Annotated in this window: 15 protein-coding genes and 1 pseudogene; 12 read left to right on the top strand and 4 right to left on the bottom strand. The window is 43.8% G+C overall.

Annotation, left to right across the window (positions count from 1 at the left end; translation table 11 throughout):
- Positions 1–141: 141 nt before the first annotated feature.
- Positions 142–996: a cupredoxin domain-containing protein gene (locus J2Z28_RS30240; RefSeq protein ID WP_211085678.1), complete on the bottom strand. Its 855-nt coding sequence runs from the start codon at positions 994–996 to the stop codon at positions 142–144.
- A 523-nt stretch (positions 997–1,519) separates the two neighbouring features.
- Between J2Z28_RS30240 and J2Z28_RS30235 the strand changes: the two genes are divergently transcribed.
- The 5 genes from J2Z28_RS30235 to J2Z28_RS30215 all read left to right on the top strand — a co-directional run bounded on the left by J2Z28_RS30235 (position 1,520) and on the right by J2Z28_RS30215 (position 5,581).
- Complete coding sequence (locus J2Z28_RS30235; protein ID WP_211085677.1) at positions 1,520–1,786, top strand: CD3324 family protein; 267 nt, start codon at positions 1,520–1,522, stop codon at positions 1,784–1,786.
- Between the two features lie 168 nt (positions 1,787–1,954).
- Positions 1,955–3,037 carry a nucleotidyltransferase domain-containing protein gene (locus J2Z28_RS30230; RefSeq protein WP_211085676.1) on the top strand — a complete coding sequence of 361 codons (1,083 nt, stop codon included), beginning with the start codon at positions 1,955–1,957 and terminating at the stop codon, positions 3,035–3,037.
- Positions 3,038–3,246: 209 nt separating this feature from the next.
- Positions 3,247–3,816 carry a dihydrofolate reductase family protein gene (locus J2Z28_RS30225; RefSeq protein WP_074095251.1) on the top strand — a complete coding sequence of 190 codons (570 nt, stop codon included), beginning with the start codon at positions 3,247–3,249 and terminating at the stop codon, positions 3,814–3,816.
- A gap of 288 nt (positions 3,817–4,104) precedes the next feature.
- Positions 4,105–4,251, top strand: coding sequence for a hypothetical protein (locus J2Z28_RS30220; RefSeq protein ID WP_165789879.1), 147 nt, complete (start codon positions 4,105–4,107; stop codon positions 4,249–4,251).
- A gap of 478 nt (positions 4,252–4,729) precedes the next feature.
- Positions 4,730–5,581 (top strand): type II CAAX endopeptidase family protein, encoded by an 852-nt coding sequence (locus J2Z28_RS30215; RefSeq protein ID WP_211085675.1) that lies wholly within the window; start codon positions 4,730–4,732, stop codon positions 5,579–5,581.
- 237 nt (positions 5,582–5,818) lie between these two features.
- Here the strand turns inward: J2Z28_RS30215 and J2Z28_RS30210 are convergent, their stop codons facing one another.
- On the bottom strand, positions 5,819–6,628 hold the full coding sequence (locus J2Z28_RS30210) for an IS3 family transposase (RefSeq protein WP_342357568.1): 810 nt from the start codon (positions 6,626–6,628) through the stop codon (positions 5,819–5,821).
- Between the two features lie 223 nt (positions 6,629–6,851).
- Here J2Z28_RS30210 and J2Z28_RS30205 point away from each other — a divergent pair, with 223 nt between their 5' ends.
- From J2Z28_RS30205 to J2Z28_RS30195, 3 genes are all read left to right on the top strand, one after another.
- The gene (locus J2Z28_RS30205; protein ID WP_211085673.1) at positions 6,852–7,463 is read left to right on the top strand and encodes a DUF2239 family protein; all 612 of its coding nucleotides are present in this window, start codon (positions 6,852–6,854) and stop codon (positions 7,461–7,463) included.
- A gap of 141 nt (positions 7,464–7,604) precedes the next feature.
- The gene (locus J2Z28_RS30200; RefSeq protein ID WP_211085672.1) at positions 7,605–8,498 is read left to right on the top strand and encodes an alpha/beta fold hydrolase; all 894 of its coding nucleotides are present in this window, start codon (positions 7,605–7,607) and stop codon (positions 8,496–8,498) included.
- 621 nt (positions 8,499–9,119) lie between these two features.
- Positions 9,120–12,923, top strand: coding sequence for a GH32 C-terminal domain-containing protein (locus tag J2Z28_RS30195; protein WP_211085671.1), 3,804 nt, complete (start codon positions 9,120–9,122; stop codon positions 12,921–12,923).
- A 106-nt stretch (positions 12,924–13,029) separates the two neighbouring features.
- Here J2Z28_RS30195 and J2Z28_RS30190 read toward each other — a convergent pair whose 3' ends face one another.
- Positions 13,030–14,025: a PucR family transcriptional regulator gene (locus tag J2Z28_RS30190; protein ID WP_211085670.1), complete on the bottom strand. Its 996-nt coding sequence runs from the start codon at positions 14,023–14,025 to the stop codon at positions 13,030–13,032.
- Between the two features lie 100 nt (positions 14,026–14,125).
- The gene (locus tag J2Z28_RS30185) at positions 14,126–14,692 is read right to left on the bottom strand and encodes a PucR family transcriptional regulator ligand-binding domain-containing protein (protein WP_211085669.1); all 567 of its coding nucleotides are present in this window, start codon (positions 14,690–14,692) and stop codon (positions 14,126–14,128) included.
- A 202-nt stretch (positions 14,693–14,894) separates the two neighbouring features.
- Between J2Z28_RS30185 and J2Z28_RS30180 the strand changes: the two genes are divergently transcribed.
- The 4 genes and pseudogenes from J2Z28_RS30180 to J2Z28_RS30165 all read left to right on the top strand — a co-directional run bounded on the left by J2Z28_RS30180 (position 14,895) and on the right by J2Z28_RS30165 (position 19,556).
- Positions 14,895–15,977, top strand: a complete 1,083-nt coding sequence (locus J2Z28_RS30180; protein ID WP_211085668.1) for an amidohydrolase family protein — start codon at positions 14,895–14,897, stop codon at positions 15,975–15,977.
- A gap of 198 nt (positions 15,978–16,175) precedes the next feature.
- Entirely contained in the window at positions 16,176–17,396 is a 1,221-nt protein-coding gene (locus J2Z28_RS30175; RefSeq protein ID WP_211085667.1) for an amidohydrolase family protein, read from the top strand.
- A 333-nt stretch (positions 17,397–17,729) separates the two neighbouring features.
- Positions 17,730–18,657, top strand: a pseudogene (locus tag J2Z28_RS30170) (ABC transporter permease).
- 17 nt (positions 18,658–18,674) lie between these two features.
- Positions 18,675–19,556 carry a carbohydrate ABC transporter permease gene (locus J2Z28_RS30165; protein ID WP_211085666.1) on the top strand — a complete coding sequence of 294 codons (882 nt, stop codon included), beginning with the start codon at positions 18,675–18,677 and terminating at the stop codon, positions 19,554–19,556.
- Positions 19,557–19,559 lie beyond the last annotated feature (3 nt).

Genomic DNA, 19,559 nt, shown 5'->3' with positions numbered 1-19,559 from the left:
TCAAGCCAAACTCAAACAGCGCGCACCGATTGAATATCGATGCGCACTGGCAGCATAGCTTTTTTCATCTGTCTACTTGACAGGGGTATGACCACCAAAGGAGAGTTTTTCTATGCGGTGAGCAATTATAGTATATCTTCGTTATACAACAGTAATGGTTCCATAATACATATACATGCCACAATTGAAGTGATAGGTTCCAGGTTTCAAATCATCTAAGGTAATGAAATTGTCTCCCTTTTCAAGATACACATCTATACCTAAATCCGTAGACTCAACGCTTTTTATACACGTATAGCCTGATTGTTTTATGAAATTTAATTTTGTCGGAACACCAGATTTAACGACAATGTTTTCTTGGCTAAAGCCATTGGATTTTACATCCACTGAAATAACTTGATAGCCTTCATTTTCTTGAACAGAACTCTGTTCCTTACTTTGAGAAGAAATTATAGAAGTTCGACTATCTTGATACTGATTAAATAGCAGTAAACCCACCGACACCGTTCCAAAAGCAACCGTTATTATCCCTGCAATAAAGGGTACACTGATCCCACTGCTTTTTGTTTTGTTGGTTTCTACTGAATCTGAATTAGTTATTTGAAGAATAACACAAAATATAAGGATAAACACGATATCAACAAACAACGCCATGATATAGGTAAAACCAAGCATAGATCCGAGCATGGCCCCCATCATTCCACCCATGATTCCAGCTAACATGCCATCCAATGATGCCAGTACACTCACGGGTTTTCCTGCAAAATAACCGATACCTAAACCGAATAAAATAGCGATAATTGAAGGGACGGACAAATCGTGATCAAACACAATTCCCAGTTGAAAACCTAGTGCAAGACTAGACATCATTCCAATACTCATGGCAATCATCATTCCAGTCATACCTGTGACTCTCTCTTGTCGTTTATTGGTATTCAGAACGATGTATCCGGATAAAAAGACAATCATTAATATGCTTAATAATGTTAGTAACATTATTATAAGCCTCCTGATATATAAATTTTTAAATAAATATTCACTACACATTGTAGTGTATTTGATAAATTTAAAACAGCTTAAAATCGAAATATTCAGTAATTGTTCATAAAGTTATGTCACCATGCGTAAGTCGAATCTGTCCTTTGACGCACCATACACAAACGGTCCCCGGCAAACAGCTGGGCGATTCATCCGGCGGTTCTTGTAACTGGACCTCGATTCAAGTACTTGGAACTTCAATGTAAGCGTACAATCGTGTCAGCCCCAAAAGACATGATTAAACACTTGAACAACAAGTCCTGATATAATAAGCAAATAGCAACTATCTATTTTCTGGAGGTGAGGCTATTGAAAACAATCGGAGTAGGATTCTTACATGCACGGCTCTATGCAAAGCCAGTGAAGGATATGGCAATGCTTTGCATAGAGCCCGGGAATAATCACATTGCCAACGACGAATCGTAATATTCTACTAACTGGCTTTGCACCTTATTGATCTATTAAATAAGGAGTGAGGCCCATGAAATATTCAAAAGCCGAGTCTATTTTTCCAGAAGAATTGTTACGGATCATTCAAGAATACGTTCAAGGGGAATTGGTTTATATCCCAAAACCCAAAGAGGCGCACCTAAAATGGGGCGAGAAAACAGAGAGCAAGAGCAGGGTCTCTGCTCGAAACGCTGAGATTAAATCCTTATTCCGTAATGGAGTCAGGATAGAGGAGTTGGCGGATCGGTATTTCTTGTCCTGCGAAAGCATAAAGAAAATAGTCTATACAAAGAACTAATCAAGGAACTAATGAAATCCGCTAACTCGTCGTTTCGACAGTTTAGCGGATTTTGTGCAAAGATGACTTAAGTCATCTTATACATAGTAACCGGACCTCTAAATCGATAGACTCAAGTTAAGGCTGTTGTGATGAAGGGCGGCCGGATCATACAAAGAGGTGTATCGAATGAACGAAATTATAAAGAAGAAGCTGCTGGACAAAAATGAACTGCTCATTAACATGGTGATTGAACGCGTAAAAAGAGATTTTCAAGACGATATCGCCATTATTGGGCTTACTGGTTCATTTAGCACCGGTGACTTTCACGAGAAGAGCGATCTTGATTTAATTATCATTAATAATACAGAAAAGGGATGGGAAATATCCGATTGCTTCATCTTGGATGACGTTGGATATGATATCTATTGCACGCCATGGGATTCAAGAATACAAGAGCAATCCACCTTGGAGAGTCCCAACGTATCGAGCCTAACCGACCTCAAAGTACTCTACTATGCAAAGCCTGAGGATTTGGAGAAATTGAATGACTTCCGGCAAAAAGCTCTTGATGCACTTGCAAACCCGATAGGAGAAGTGTGTCTTAATCGAGCAAATAAATGGATCGACCTGGCTAAGCAAGCATACAGCGATACGATGCTGGGTGAAGATATCGGTTCAGTGCGATATGCATCTGCTGGGGTTCTGTACAATCTAGTCAATGCCTTGGTGAGTATGAATAACACGTGTATCCAACGAGGGATCAAGCGATATTTGGAAGAGATACGTTCGTTTCGTTATGTTCCGGATGATCTCGAATCCTTATACATGTCAATCATCGAAGCTCATACCATTGAAGATATTCGAATAACATCTTTTAATATGTTGAATAGCGTTACGAGGTTACATAGCACGATGTGTGATAACTTCATTGTTAAACCGGCTCCGACCTTTGATAATCTAAGGGGAACATACGAAGAATTGTGGTGCAACTACCGCAATAAAATTTTAAACAGTGTTACAGCGAACGATGCTTCCTACGTCTTTCTTTCGGCCTTTGGAGCACATGGGTATCTTGATGAAATGGCCATGGAGAAAGGCACCAAGAAATTTGATCTTATGCAGTACTTTGATGCTAGTAATTTACCAGTTATGAAAGAGAAGCTCCTTGAAGTGATGGATGTTTATCTAGAAGAGTATAATAAGGTCGGCAGAACAGTCGAACATTTTACAACCTTCGAGCAACTATATGCCCATTATATGAATCATTGACCTTACGTTCCAGGTAGTAATAAAAGGTTTAAAAACCAGATCCAAGATTATAATCGTTGTCAGCTTACTTCACAAGCAATCAGGCTTTCTACGGACAACAAGAACTTGTACCGATTGCCGAATTGGACAAGATCATGCTCCCAATACCGATAAGGCATTGTATTAAATGTATAATGTAGATATCCCTCATGAACAAAGGAGAACTGAAAATGAGAAAACTCGTTCTATTTCTGCACGCATCGCTTGACGGTTTTGTAGAAGGGCCGAATGGTGAAATGGACATTGGCTGGGTTTCCTACGATGCTGATTTGGAGAATTACGCAAAAGAAGTTCTGAGTACTGCCGACACTGTCATTTGGGGGCGGGGGACTTATCAGATGATGCACAGTTACTGGCCATCTATACCTTCGAACCCATCATCTTCCCAACATGAACGGAATCATGCCGAGTGGATCGAAAAGACAACCAAAATCGTTTTTTCCACGACGCTGGAGAAAGTAGAATGGAATAATTCCAGACTCGTGAAGGAAGATATCGAGAAAGAGATCAATAACCTCAAACAGCAGCCAGGCAAGGATATGGTCATCCTCGGCAGTCCTAGGTTCGCACACCACCTTATGCAGCTTGATTTAATTGATGAGTATAAAATTACGGTTTCTCCCGTCCTGATTGGTAAGGGATTGCCGTTATTTCAAGATCTCAAGGAGCAGATCAATCTTAAGTTAATCGAAAACAAAACCTTTGATTCCGGAGCCATAGGTCTCGTTTACAGACGCTAAGATGACCATGTCACTTCACGCTCCAACAATTGGAGAATGCGACAAACAGCAGCTGATTAGAAAATCAGCTGCTGTTTTCATTAAAGTGGTGTATGACGATGCAGTTAATACTTTATTTTATTTGAACGCAAGGAAAAAATCCTTTTACAATGATTGTCAGTACGTTATAATACAATCACCAGGTAGATTCCCCAACAAAAAAGTGAAATATTGTAATATCTAGCCACACTCGGCTCGTCATATTCTTGAGCCGCTTATTACAACATAATAGATATCGGAGGTATGGTTATGGTCAAGAAGAAAATTTCGACAGCCATCAGCGCAGCTTTAATCGTTTCTATGCTGGCTACTGGCGTGATCGTCGCTATTGAAGGTAAAACAACGTTAGAGGTAGCGAAGTCAGCAGGGGATAAAAAGGTTGAAGTTATTAAATGAAGGCAACACGTTAATTAATTAACCTGCCGTGGGACACGAACATATTCCTATTAAAGTCGCTATTTTAGCGACTTTTTTTGTTTTATCGGTACTAGTTCGGGTTCCTGGCTAGGGACAAGAACTTGTACCGATTGCCGATTTGATTAGTCCCTTAAACAGCGGTTTTTTTGTATTCCAAACACCTTCCTATGAATCTCATTAAGCTAATTACGGAATGCCTAAACCAAGCTATTTACTAGCGTTTTTGGAGTGAGGCAAAGGGGGCAGCTTAACATACGTTTTCGTCCAATACCATTTGCCGCATAGATACGTATACGTCTAGTTCAGTTCTTGTTATCAGTGACCCTATATCCGTCTCCAGTCTTATTCTAACTAGACTAAAGTCTCGATTGGGTGCTAGGCTCAGGTTTGTTTCGCGAATTCTACCACAGTGTTAAACTCCTAATCGGAATACATATAACTAAAGGAGTGGAATGAATTGAGTACATATATGATAAAAGACAGAAAAAAGAACTCTGAGGACGGAAGTACGATTCAATCATCAAGGAAAGGATTATTCGTTTTTTTCGCTATGCTGATTCCATTAACAATTATCAGCTATGTTCTGGCGTTAAACGTATCACCCGTGTTTGGTCTGCTCCTCATGTGGACACCTGGTTTATCCTCCATATTTGCCCGCATAGTTCTGCATGAAGGTTTTTCGGATATTTCACTGCGGATTGGAGGAAAACGAACCTTAAAGGCCATCCCATTTGTGTTGCTATTACCGGTTATCATTGGTTTATGTGCTTACGGATTCGCCTGGCTTACGGGGTTGGTGGACTATGTGAAGTCAGGCGATGTCTTCGTTTTCAGCCTTGTTTCATCTATTATCTACCAAATGTTCGTAGGCACAGCCATCGGCATAATCAGCAGCGCGGGAGAAGAGTTGGGATGGAGGGGATACATGCTCACCAGACTCATCAAAGCGAGAGTGCCTAAACCCATTTTAACAAGCGGTTTGATCTGGGGAGCGTGGCATATTCCGGCCATTCTGCTAGGGAACTATTATTCGGGACCGTCACTCGCCTTGTCCATTGTACTGTTCCTGATTACCATCAGTTCTTTTAACTTCATAATTAGTCACCTGCGATTGAGCACAGGCAGCATTTGGCCCGCAATTCTGCTTCACGCTTCCTGGAATGCCATCATTCAAGATGCATTTGACGAGGCAACAAAAGGAGAAAATGTCTTCCTATGGACGGGTGAGTCGGGTATATTGGTAGCTTTTGTGATGCTGATTGCCACCTGGATCTTTTCTAGAAAATCTGACTATAAGCAGCGTATATGATTCTCTCTGGGCACAGAAAAATCCTTCTACTGGTGATAGAAGAGAAAGGGCGAACCCTAGAAATTGAATTATTTACGTTTCTTTAAAATATCAAAACCGAGCTAACGGGAAACGTTAGTCCAATAAAACCAAGAAGGCAGTCGATTATGAACTGCTCCCTGACAAGTTGACAGTTAAAAAACAAAAAAATGGTTTCATTGAGATGCCTTGGCTCGGATGACGTGCTAAGGCATCTTATTATGCTGCTCTTCGGTATTCGTTCGGAGACATACCCCCCAAACGCTCTGTGTAACGGTAGTTGTTATAGTAGCGCATGTACCGCTGAACCGCGCTGTGAAGATCTTCATAGGTTTCATACTTCGTCAGATAATAGCTTTCTGACTTATACGTTCCCCAAAATCGTTCAATCGGCTGGTTATCCAGACAGCCACTTACACGAGACATACTCTTCGTAAATCCGTACTTCAACTGAAGGTGGTTATACTCATGAGACGTGTACTGAAAACCCCTGTCACTCTGGATCATAGGCGATAGACCTGGATGCTTGGCGTACGCCTTTTGTAGCGTATCCATCACGAGTTTATAGTTGTTGGAATGGCCGAGTGCCCATGAAACAATCGCGTTATCGTATAGATCAATAATGGCACTTAAATAAGCTTTACACCCATTTCCATACTTCAATTCTGTCACATCGGTAGACCATTTGACATTCGGAGCAGGAGCGTCAAAGTTGCGATTCATTTTATTTTCAGCCACATGGATTGCTGTGACACTCACATATTTTGGCCGTTTTTTACGTAGGACGGATTTCAGCCCCAGAGCACGCATAATTCGGTAATAGCGTTTCTTGTTATACTTCTGGTGCAGCTTTCGATTTAACTGGGTACGCATTTGACGATAGCCCAGAATCCCATCTCGCATGTCATAACGACGCTTCACTTCTTTGGCCAGTATGCATACTTCCCGTTCTCTGGCGGAAGGTGTCCACTTTAACCATTTATAATAGGCAGATCGAGCCACACCAGCTAGTCTACATAACGTCGCAATCGCTTATCCTTGTTCGCCGTGTAGCTCTTGTATGGCTTGATACCGCCTCCAGCAGGCTGCTTTTTGTAATGAGCTGAACGAGTCGAGTATTTTACAGCAAAGACTATTTTAATCAATTTGTAATGTTAAAACCTTGACACATAATAATTATATCCGGGTAATATTGATTTTATCTTTTTACCCGGGTATAATTATTGAGCAAGGAAGAAAAAGGAGGTATAACATGGAGGCTTCACCTGCTCAAATAAGCTGTACTGCTTTTTTAGAGAAAGATTGTTTTGCCAAAGGCACTTTACATTACGTTGTCGGAATCGTAAAAGATACCTTGGAGGACAGCAAGTTCGTACAATTGCTTATTTTTGACGATTTGACGGGTAAACCACTAGATATTGATTTTCGTGGAAAAACAGCTGAGGTGCTTGAGCGGTTAAACAGCCAGGCTGGACATATATCGGATACGAAAGAAAATGAACAACTCTCTCGCAGGGTTGGCCGTCCTAAGCTAGGAGTGGTGTCCGGTGAAGTCACTTTGCTTCCTCGACATTGGGACTGGCTTAAAGCTCAACCCGGAGGAGCCTCCGTAACGCTGCGAAAACTGGTTGATGAAGCTCGCCGCTTGGGAGCGAACGAAAGTAAAGTTCGCGCCCCACAAGAAGCAAGTTATCATTTTATGACTGCAATGGCGGGCGATTTTCCTCAATATGAGGAGGCTTTGAGAGCACTGTATGCCGGGAATAAAGATCACTTTTACGGATTAATTGATGATTGGACACCCGATATCAAAGACTATATTAAGACTTTAGCCAAGGGTGCATTCATACAGGAAGAGAGTTAATAACCACTTGAACGATGCGCACAACTTCGAATCATACATCTTACTTGGAAGGGACTGGACAGCGAACTGCCGCCATTGAAGATTCTCGACTATTGCCCATAACAGAGTTACCATAAAATTAAGTTTAAGGAGAACATAACAATGAATCTGTTAAAAGTTAACGGCATAGAACTCGCCTATGACAGTTATGGCAGCGAAACGGATGAAACCATTCTGTTGATCGCGGGGCTCGGTACCCAGATGATCCGTTGGACCGTTCGATTTTGTGAAATGCTGGCGGCTCGGGGATATAGAGTAATTCGTTTTGACAATCGGGACACGGGTCTATCCACACACTTTAGCCATCACGACACATTGGATTTTGAAGCACTTGCTAAAACACTCATGTCGGGACAACTCCCGGTTATCCCATACACACTTGATGACATGTCTGATGATACAATTGGATTGCTAGATGCCCTGGGGATAAAAAATGCACATGTCGTTGGACGTTCGATGGGCGGCATGATTGCCCAGCTTTTTGCCAGCCGATATCCGGAGCGTGTTCTCTCGCTTACTTCCATCATGTCAACAACAGGAAATCCCGAACTTCCACCAACATCGCCTGATGTAATGGCGTTAATGACTCGGCCAGCACCGAACCCGATGAAGGATGAAGCATTGTACTTAGCTCATAGGGTAGCTTTTGCCACACGTATTGCAGGTACGGGTTATCCATTTGAAGAGAACGAATATCGTTTAATGATTCGAGAAGAGGTTCAGCGAGCTTATGATCCGGGGAGTATTGGGCGGCAAATTGCAGCTATTGCAGTTTCTGGAGACCGTCGTCCACAACTGGCAAAAGTGAAGGTTCCATCCTTAGTAATCCACGGGGTGGAAGACCCTATGTTTGTGCCAGCATGCGGACAAGATACGGCTCAATCCATCTCTGGTGCAGAATTCATGTTACTTGAAGGCATGGGACATGATCTGCCGGCACCATTGTTTGAAACTGTTGTAGATGGAATCGTACGGACAGCCCGGCGAGGGCGCTGATGGTAAGCGCCCTCAATTCTTTTAAAATGGTTCTTCAGCTTTCCCGCATAAGAAAAGAAATTTTCCTACGATGACACATTGAACTGTAACAAAACTTGCCGCTTCAGCTATCGCGAGGTTTTGCAAGCTGTCTAAAAATAGTGGAAATCCAATAATCGATTCGATGAGCATGAAATCGAGAATGTAACGCAGGATTAATACATAAAAATTGTGCTTTTATTGGGTTTAATACTAACGATATCTTGTCGAATAATTAAAGAGAAGTCTAGATGTAAACTTTTGATTGTACGTGCCCAACTAATTGCAACATTTGAATTCAAAATCAAGGAGATGCACTGACTGCCGAATAAGCGCTTTTCAACAGCCATCTTTAATTTACATTTGTAATCATTTTGTTTTAAAAAAATAAAGAAATGATTAGATCAACTTAAATAAAAGTTGTTATTTTCAATTAATCAGTCATAAATTGTGCAAACGTAAACTTAAATAGATATTAATATATAAAACAATGTTCATTTATCCAAAAAAACTTTGACAAATGAAAACGAGTGGATTATTTTGTTAAGAAGGAATGTATTTTTTAGACACCTTTTACGATTCTGTTAGAAAAGAGGGTATGGAATGAACGATAAATCTAAATTCGCAATATGTCTTCTGATGGCAACGGGATTAACTCTGACTTCAAACGGGATTTTTACATCTAAATCATTTGCGGCTAGTGCTGTGCTCGCTGATCAGGAAACAAATAAACAGGCAAAGGAGGAGCTTGATATTTTTGAAAGCGCATCCAAATTAAACACTAATCTGATAGGCTGGCAAGTGAAAGGAAAAGGTGGATTAGAGGATACTTCAGAAGGAATCTTGCTGACTTCGCAGCCTAAAGAAAATGTAATGGCCATCTCAGAGACGGTGTCAGACGATTTTATCTATGAAGCTGATGTCATGATCAGGGATACGAAGGCAGACGCCACATTGTTGTTTCGTTCTAATGAAGATGGCTTTAGCTCGTACATGCTGCAAATCGTTCCGGACGCAGGTCTGATTCGGTTACGAGATGCAAGAAATGGAGATGGGAAATTAAAGGAGGAGCGTAAAGTTTCTGTTGAAATGGGGCAAATCTATCATCTCAAAGTGAAGGCAGTGGGTTTCTCGCTAAAAGTATATTGGGGCAATCAATATAAACCATTAATTGATGTTCAAGACATTTCGTATCAAAGTGGAAAGCTTGGACTCCATGTATGGGATGGATCCGCCTTGTTTTCGAACATCGTGGTGAGCGATCTGAAAGGTAATTTGGGTACGGTGCTTTCTAGCAAGGGAAAATGGCAGCCTGATATCAACGGCAAAAGAGGGACGGTAGAACAGGAGAGCAAAGCACAGCAAATCTATAATAAAAATGCGACTGATATGGTGTATGAAGGGAATATTACCCTTCGTCCTGATTCTATTGCAGCTCTCGCATTTCGATCTTCAACTGATGGAGCTGAAGGATATGAAGCTACTCTTACGAAGGAAGGAGATCAGGTCCGTGTAAGTTTGACGAATACAAAAGGAACAGTAATTGCAAGTTCGCAACGTACTTATCCGAGTCAGATGGGAGCCAAACATCATGTGGAAATCAAGGCAAAGGGAGATCGAATTCAGGTCTTCCTGGACGGATACACTACGGCCGCGATTGACGTGAAAGATTCAACCTACAGGAGTGGAAGTACCGGAATCGTCGTAAAAAAGGGGACGGCTTACTTCCAGGATACTTATGTGACGGAACTGAGCCAATATTACAATGAGATATATCGTCCACAATATCATTACACGCCAATACGTGGTTCAGCGAGTGATCCGAATGGACTTGTCTACTTCGAAGGAGAATATCATCTCTTTCATCAGGATGGAGGAACATGGGCGCATGCGGTAAGTAAAGATATGCTGAACTGGAAACGGCTTCCGATTGCACTTCCCTGGAATGATCACGGACATGTCTGGTCTGGGTCGGCTGTTGCGGATATGACAAATGCATCTGGTTTATTCGGAGATTCAGGAGGCAAGGGCCTTATTGCATATTATACTTCCTTTAATCCGGATAGCCCGAATGGGAACCAGCGTATAGGTCTGGCATACAGTAAAGACCAAGGTCGTACTTGGGAGTATTCGAAGGAACGCTCGATTGTGATCGAGAACCCAGATAAGAGCGGAAATGAAGCTGGGAATTGGGATTTCCGCGATCCGAAAGTGATCCGTGATGATGAGAATAACCGCTGGGTTATGGTTGTGTCCGGAGGAGATCATATTCGTTTCTACACGTCAGCGAATTTACTTGACTGGACATTGACAGATAATTGGGGATATGGGGATTACGTACGCGGAGGCGTATGGGAATGCCCTGATTTGTTCCAACTTCCGGTAGACGGAACGTCACAGAAGAAGTGGGTTATGATGATCAGCACAGGAGCGAATCCCAAAACAGGTGGATCAGATGCCGAGTATTTTATCGGTCATTTAACAGCTGATGGTAAATTCGTGAACGATAATCCGGCGGGTAAGGTATTAAGAACAGATTTTGGTAAAGAATTTTACGCTTCGATGTCTTTCGCTAACATGCCTGATCATCGCACAGTGATGATGGCGTGGATGACGAATTGGGACTATCCGTTCGCTTTCCCAACGTCCAATTGGAAAGGTGAACTAACCATTCCGAGAGAAGTATCATTGGTAACAACCAAAGATGGAATTCGAATGGTGCAAAGTCCAATCAAAGAATTGGAATCACTGCGTAAACCTTTGTATTCTGCTTCTAACAAGTCGGTAAGTCCTTCTTCCGGAAATCTGCTAAAAGGTATTATTTCAGGTGCTTACGAAATTGAAGCTGAAATTGAAATCCCTGAAACCAGCACAGTGACCGAGTTTGGCTTTAACATTCGTGAGGGTGCAAATCAGAAGACGGTCGTGGGTTATAAGGCAAACGATAGTCGTATGTTTGTGGACCGAACTGCATCGGGTGAAACGGATTTTTCTAACCTTTTCAGTAAGAAACATGAAGCGGCTACGCAAATGGAGAATAATCGGATCAAGATGCGTATTCTTGTGGATGAGTCTTCTGTTGAAGCCTTTGGTAACGACGGCAAAGTCGTCTTTTCAGATGTTATATTTCCGGATCCTGCTAGTAGAGCGATGAGTTTTTACGTGAAAGGTGGGAATGTAAACGTTGTTTCCTTGAAAGTGCATCAACTTCAATCTGTCTGGAATGAGGACAGTCCTTCAAAAGCTCAAATAAAGATGGATACGAGGGTTCGGGAACTGGGGGTAGGCGAGTCGGATACACTGCAAGCGATGGTCGAGTATGGACCAGGTTTAGGCGTTCAACCGCTTAAGTGGAATTCCAGTAATAACGACGTAATAGCCATAGACTTGGTAGACAATTCACACGCAGTTATTAAGGCGAAAAAAGAAGGGGAGTCCACGATCACTGTATCTACTCCGAATGGTAAAACTTCCACTAGTGTGCTCGTTAAAGTCATAGGCGGCGAGTTCCGGACAAACCTGAGTGGATGGACTAAAGATCTGTCTGCTGCTTCATGGTTAGTTAGTGAACATGGGATTCGTGGTAAATATTTTAGCGATGCGAATTATATTGCCAAAGAGAAGGCTGGGAATTTTACGTATGAAGCAGACATGATGCTTGGTGAAACAGGAGGGGCAGGTTCTATTTTGTTCAGGGCTAGCGAGGATGGTCGCAGTGGTTATTATCTGAATCTAGACCCTAACATGAAGGCAATCCGTCTGTTCTACAAAATCAATGGAGCATTTGAAGAACGGCAGGTTCTTGCAAAAGTACCAACGTTCATTCAGCCAGGTCATACGTATAAGGTGAAAATAGAAGCGAATGGTCCGCATATTGTAGTTCACGTGGACAGTCAAAAAGTCATAGATATCATGGATGGTACTTTTGCAGAAGGGCACTTTGGACTCCATGTATTTGGCGGCTCCGCATCTTATCAGAATGTCAATGTGAGCAACAGCGAACCCGCAAACATCACCAAGTCCAGCCTTATAAATGCCGCAACACAGAAATCCATTTATACAGTTAACCTTGTCAACGGGGAGCCGGTTACCTTGCAAGATGCAAGTGCAGCTTCCGTCCAGAAGTGGGTATTTGTTCCGACAGGCGACGAAGCAGGTTCGTATTCGATTCGTACTACGGCCGGTCAGACGCTTGATCTGGATATAGGGCAAAACAAACTTCAGCTGTATCATTACTTAGGATACAACAACCAGCGTTGGGTTCTTCACGAGAACAAAGACGGATCAGTTCATATCACTTCAGCTCATCATCAAAAAGCATTAGAAGTATCGGAAGATGGGACCGAACTCTTCCTAAGTGAACTGAATCCATCACTTGATCGACAAAAATGGATATTAACAAAATAATTAAAATTTTTCCATGATGGCGTATCTCATAGATATTCCAATAAAGAAGTGTCGTGGGACGGGAACATTGTTCAATTCAAGTCGCTATTATAGCGGCTTTTTTCTTTTAATCTTGTCCTAGCAGAGGTTCGATGGCTATCGCTATGCGGATTCGTAAGCTTTCAGTTGGATCTTTGAGTTTCACACCCAGGATTTTTTCACACTTTTCCAGTCGATACACCACCGTATTTCGATGAACAAAAAGTTGCTTGGATGTTTCGACAAGCTGGCATTGTGTATCGTAAAAAGCGTTCAAGGTGCGCAGCAACTCTTTTTTTTCATGTTCGTCTGTAATGTGCAGCAATCCGTTTAAGGTCGCGTCGTAAAATTGTTTCAGTTCGTTGTGGGGAAGCATGTGGAATAAATATCCGATGTCCTTTGCTTGGTAAGATTGGACAAATTGCTTGCGTTTTAGCCAGTAGCCGAATTGTAATGCATTAACCGCTTCTGTATAAGAATGACGAACGCCGAGTACATTTGTTGCAGGTTTGCCAATGCCGATAGACAGACTCAGTCCTGTCTCAACATGCAGCTCTTTAAGCATTCCTGACAACTGCTCGGTGATTTTCGCCTCATCCCACCCCGACTCAGGGATAGATAGCAGAAGACAGTAGGTATCATGTTTGGTAAACATGACGAAGGAATGATCTAACCCACCAAAAAGACGTTTGATGTGCTCGTATTGCTCTTCTTGCTCCGTGATATTATCTCCTTTCGGAGGCGCCGAACCTTCGTGATTAGGAAATCTTTGATGCATGTGATGCACATCGTCATTACGCATGGTCAGCACAACGCTTGCACGCCCCTTGATAAGCCCACATCTCTTGCCGCGGTTCAGCGCCTCCTGCTCAGAAGTGATATATCCCTCAATCAGATCGGAGAAGAATTCGTTTTTGTGCCTGCGGGAGCGCTCTTTGACAGCCTGTGATTTGGTCAGCTCCATTCCAATGACGTTGGAGGCCTGCTCAAGCGTCAGACCAAAAAGGCCAGTCCATTGATCCGGCGAATGAAAGGATAACAAATAGCCTTCGTGGCGGTAAGTTTTCACCGGATATACTAACATGCAGCAACGCTCTCGGACTGATGTGTTGATGAGGCACAGCGAAGTGGGACTAGAAATATCGGACAAGTCTTGAAGTGTATTTACAGCGGCTGCAGTGAGTTCAGCAACACTTGTATCTTGGTTGGAAGCGAAGATGGTTTGCCATTTGTAGTTTAACAGGATGACTGGGGATGAGAACAGTTTGGACAGGGAATCGATAATGCTGGAAATTCCTTTGCCGCGCATGATCATCTCGGAGAATTTTTTTGTGGATGCTGAGTGCATATTGCAGTTCGTCGCTCTTGTTGTTCAGAATTACACTGGTCGATCGCTGCAAAATTTCGCCGAGGGATAGACGGACATCGGAAATTTCGATGATGGGAAATTCGTTCTGATCCGCTTCCCAAAGTATTTCATCAGGGATCGGCAATTCAAAGCGCTTGGTTTTGATGGCCAACCCCGAGCAATGAAGCCGCTGCATGTCTCTGATTAGATGAATAAACATCTCTGGCTGCTGCTTCATGAAAAAGCCGTTGGTCAGCAAGAGCTCGTTTGGCCTTAGAAAGCGAATAATATCCGGACAGTCCATAATGTTGACCGTTTGAACCTCACGTATTAGACCCTTATGCCCCGTAATCACTCTGGCATCATCGTAAATGCCGTTTTTCAGCAAATCTGTCAGCAGCACATCGACCCATTCCTTTCTGGAACAAGTTATTTTATTGTTAAGTAATATAACACTACGATCATGTAGAGTAAATATCTTTGGTTTGATCATCCAAGATTGCTAATTATTTTTATCCTTTTCATCCAATGATTTCTCATAAGGAGTGAATTATGCTTAAAGTGTTTCTTATGTGTAATAAAAGCGTACATGAACGGAGGATGTAATGATTGATCTACTTATCACGGATACGGTGATTTCCGGGGATGAAAGGCGAATGGATGTTGGGATATCCTCAGGCAAGATTGCATTTGTCACGCCATGCGGGGAAAGGAAAACCGAAGCGTCTCGTGTAGTGCAGGGCAAAGGGGGCTTATTGCTGCCCGGATTGGTCGAGCCGCATATTCATTTGGAAAAAGCATATTTGCTGGATTCCATGGATCGGGAGGCGGAGTCTCTCCAGGACGCGATTCAGATAACATCCAAACTGAAAAGTTCGTTCACGAAGGAGGACATGTATCGCCGCTCGCTGGTTGTCATTCGGGAAGCCATCAGGAATGGTGTAACCCATATGCGTTGCCATGCAGAGGTCGATCCGGTTCTTGGACTCAGAGCTGTCGAATCTGCTCTTCGTCTCAAACAATCCTTAAAACATCAACTGGATTTACAGGTAGTTGCCTTTCCGCAAGAAGGGGTGTTCAAGAGTCCGGGGACTGCTGGGCTGATGGAAGAGGCCATTCGTATGGGAGCCGATGTGATTGGAGGAATCACTTATCAGGACGCAGATCTGCGAGAGCACTTGGATTTTGCATTTGCTCTGGCAGGGAAGTACGGAAAACCGCTGGATTTTCACGCGGATTTCTCGGTCGATTCCAACGACCGTGCCGTTGTGGAAATCGCAAGAAGGACAATTGCTGCAGGATTGCAGGGGCATGTAGCCGCCGGACATGTAACCTCGCTCGGTTCCCTCCCTGCACACGAAGCTTTGGCTATCGGAGAGCTTCTGTGTCTTGCCGGAATCAGCGTCATTACGCTGCCGATGACGGACCTCTTTTTGAATGGAAGAGAAGGCCCCGAAGGACATCATAGAGGTCTGACTCCTGTGAAACTGCTGCAGGATTGTGGAGTGAATGTGGCAATTGGCGTCAATAATGTGCGCAACCCATTCACGCCGTTTGGCAAAACAGACCCGATTGAGGTTGCCTGGCTATTGGCGATTACTTCGTACATGGGCGGCAAACGGGATGCGCTCATCTTGACCAACATGCTGACGCATAACGCGGCACAGGCGTTAGGCATTGAAAACTAGCATTAAGGTTGGCGCTCCGGCTGATATGGTATTGTTCCGAGAGCGGTCGGAAAGGGAAGTTCTGCTTAATAAACCGGAGGCCCGCACGGTTTGGAAATCGGGTTTACAGGTAGCTTGTACCGACTCAAAACCTTTGGAATTACCGTGGTTGTCGGAAGGTATCGAAACAATCTGATTATGAAGTAAGGGGATGGAGTTATGGAGAATGGCTTAACACTCGTAAAAAATGTCAAATGGTCGGAAAACCTGTTTGATCTAACGATTGATCAAGCAACTGGACTTATTGTCAGCATTGAGACTGCCGGAACGGATGCGGATCTCACATCTGTAAATATTGCCGGTAGGGCGACAACCGTCATTGACGCGGACGGGCTCCACTATGTACCGCCAATGGCAGATATGCATACCCATCTGGACAAGCATTTTATTGGGGAGCCGTGGAAGTCTTTGCAGCCGTTTGTCACGCTGCCCGGACAGTTGGAATTTGAGAAAAGTATGTTGGGAGAACTACCGACCGGGGCGGGAGAACGTGCGAAACGAATGTTGGATTTAATGTTAGCCCAAGGTACAACGGCAATCCGCACACACGTTGACGTGGATCCGCAAATTGGCCTCTCTCATCTTGAGGAGGTCTTGGAAGTGCGTGAGATGTACCGGGGACGCATCGATATGGAAATTGTGGCGTTTCCCCAGCAAGGCCTGCTTCGATCCGACTCCGTTTCCGTCATGCGGCAAGCGCTTCGTGCTGGAGCTAACTATGTTGGTGGTGTGGATCCGGCCGGACTGGACCGCCGGGTGGATGCCAGTCTGGAAGCCATGTTTGAACTTGCGACAGAATTCTCTGCGGGCATCGACTTGCATCTGCATGACCCGAGTCATCTCGGAATATACACGATCAGCCGCTTCGCCGAACTGACAGAGCAAGCCGGTATGTCCGGCCGTACCGCGGTAAGCCATGCCTACTGTTTGGGCCAGGTTGAGGAAACAGAGGTGCGCTCACTCGCGGAAAGGTTGCGTGCGACCGGTGTAGCCATCATGACGAGTGTGCCCATTGACAGGCCTATGCCCCCCATCAAACTGTTGATGGAAACGGGCGTGTCCGTGCATATCGGTTCCGATAACATTTTGGATTCGTGGAGCCCATTTGGAAATGGCGATATGCTCTCCCGTGGGTCACGTCTCGCTGAAGCATCCGGTTGGGTGGAAGACTTCTGGCTGTTAGAAACGTACAAGCTTATTTCCAATGCGCCATTAACTCCAAAAGTAGGTGAAAGAGGCACTTTCTCGTTGGTAAATGCCATAAATGCGATGCATGCATTGGCGGCGGCACCTCCACGCGAAGCTGTATTTTCGGGTGGTGTGCTTGTTGGTGGTCGAATGTTTCCGAACAGCAGACAGATGGCAGCCATCCATTCGTAACAATCTTTAATTGAACATGAAGCAGCGCATCCTTTTGCAGATGCGTTGCTTTTTGGCATGAAAAGGCTGATCACAGGGCTTATAAAACGTTGCTTAATGCATTAAATGTCATAATACATAACATTTAAATTTAGACAGGCTTTTCTTTTGGTTTAATAATCCAAATGAATTCATTTTTTTTAGTGAATCACACCAATGACTGAGGCTTACTTACATCGTATTATTCATATAAGAACAATTTTGAGTCATATAAACTGACATTCATGGAATAGGAGGGATGTTGGAGGAGTTACACAAACCAAACATCATTGTTACGAACAGGGGGAGAGAGACATGCGTCGAGGTTTCCATGCAAACCGCATCCAAAATATCAGAAAGCATGGGCTGTTATTGGTCATGATTTTGCCGGGCATCGTCTATCTGTTCATCAACAATTACTTGCCCATGTTCGGCATTGTGATTGCGTTCAAAGATATCAATTTTGCAAAAGGAATCTGGGGAAGTGACTGGGTAGGCTTCGATCGCCTATCTGTTCCAAACGCAGGATGCTTGGGTGATTACCCGAAACACGTTACTCTACAACGGCGCATTTATCGTGCTTGGAACAGTGCTCTCCATAGCTGTGGCCGTATTGTTGAACGAGGTAAAAAAGCGATTTGCCTCCCGACTGTACCAAAGCATCATTTTGCTGCCCTATCTGATCTCGATGGTCATTGTCGCTTACTTGGTTCTGGCATTGCTCAACGAGGAAAACGGATTCGTCAATCATTACGTGCTTCCTTTGCTGGGGATTGACCCCGTGTCGTGGTATGCGGATTCCGGTAAATGGCCCTTTATATTAAGTGTCGTATATCTGTGGAAAAACGTCGGTTATACATGCATTGTTTATCTGGCCTCAATTGTAGGCATCAGCCAAGAATATTATGAATCCGCTACGCTGGACGGAGCATCCAAGTGGAGGCAAGTCTGGAGCATTACCCTTCCTCTGCTTAAACCCACGATGGTCATTATGGTGCTTCTTGCAGTGGGACGCATCTTCAATTCCGATTTCGGATTGTTCTATCAGGTTCCGCTGAATTCGGGTGCACTGCAAACGACTACCGATGTCATTGACACATACGTTTATCGTGGATTGATGACTTTTGGGGATTTCGGAATGTCATCCGCTGCCGGACTGTACCAGTCCATTGTCGGTTTTCTGTTAGTATTAACGACCAATGCGATCGTTCGTCGCAAAAACCGGGATTTGGCGCTGTTTTAGCTAAGGGGGAGGACAACATGTATTCAAATAGGATATATCAAATGGCTGTTCACCTCGTGCTCATCATGATGGGAATCGCTGCAGTGTTTCCGTTTATACTTCTGATATCCGCTTCCCTAACCGAGGAACAAGCCATTATTAGGGATGGTTATCGTTTGTTACCGGCTCAATTCAGCTTCGATGCTTATGTGTATCTGTTTAATCAGTATTCGTTGATTCTGCGGTCGTATGGAATTACGACGTTCATCACGGTCGTGGGCACGATCATTGGGTTGTTGATCACAACCCTGGTCGCTTATCCACTATCCAGAAATGTCCTTCCATTTCGTTCGTTCCTGTCATTCTTCGTATTTTTCACGCTGCTTTTCAATGGGGGGCTGGTGCCGATGTACCTGGTTTATACGGACCTCTTCCATTTGAAAGATACCATCTGGTCGCTAATCATCCCGAATTTACTGACCAACGGGTTCTACATTTTATTGATGCGCAGTTTCTTCTCCACATCCATTCCCGGCGAAGTCGTGGAATCGGCCTATGTGGATGGAGCCAACGAATGGGTTATTTATTGCAAAATCGTTCTCCCGCTTGCTCTCCCAAGCCTGGCAACCATTGGTCTGATGCTCATGATCTCGTATTGGAACGATTGGTTTAACGGTCTGATCTTCATCAATGACGGAAGCCTCTACAGCATTCAAAACCTGCTTAATCGAATGTTGTCTGATGTCCAGTACTTGCAGCAAAACAGTTTGTCTGGTCAGACAGCGGTTGTCTCATCCGTACCTCTCGGCAGTGTGAGAATGGCTATTGCCGTAATCGGTGTGTTGCCGCTGATCGCAACGTATCCGTTTTTCCAGAAGTTCTTCGCCAAGGGATTGACCATTGGTGCCGTAAAAGGTTAGTTA

It is taken from the genome of Paenibacillus xylanexedens, assembly GCF_017874615.1.
GTDB lineage: Bacteria > Bacillota > Bacilli > Paenibacillales > Paenibacillaceae > Paenibacillus > Paenibacillus xylanexedens.
Note: the sequence above shows the minus strand (reverse complement) of the source record. Positions and strands in the feature narration are given on the sequence as shown.